We start from the raw sequence: 252 nt of genomic DNA, 5'->3' as shown, positions 1-252 counted from the left end.
GAGGACGCGCTGGAGGCCGCCCGGCTGGTATGGTCCCGGCCACCCTGGCCAAGGGCCTGGAGTTCGACTCCGTCATCATCGCCGAACCGGCCCGCATCGCCGCGGCCGAACCCCGCGGCCTGAACCGCCTCTACGTCGCCCTCACCCGCGCGGTCAGCCACCTGCACATCGTGCACGCCACCCCCCTGCCTCCGGCCCTGGACGACTCCCAGCAATGAGGCACCCCACCCGCTCCGGCGGCAGCGAACGGCC

1 protein-coding gene is annotated in these 252 nt (G+C 73.8%); it reads left to right on the top strand.

The features are described 5' to 3' along the window. On the top strand, positions 1 to 218 hold a 218-nt coding region (locus tag VS93_RS26550), incomplete at its 5' end, for an ATP-binding domain-containing protein (protein ID WP_156185039.1). Between the last annotated feature and the right edge of the window lie 34 nt (positions 219 to 252).

It is taken from the genome of Allosalinactinospora lopnorensis, from assembly GCF_000981225.1.
Lineage (GTDB): Bacteria > Actinomycetota > Actinomycetes > Streptosporangiales > Streptosporangiaceae > Allosalinactinospora > Allosalinactinospora lopnorensis.
Note: the sequence above shows the minus strand (reverse complement) of the source record. Positions and strands in the feature narration are given on the sequence as shown.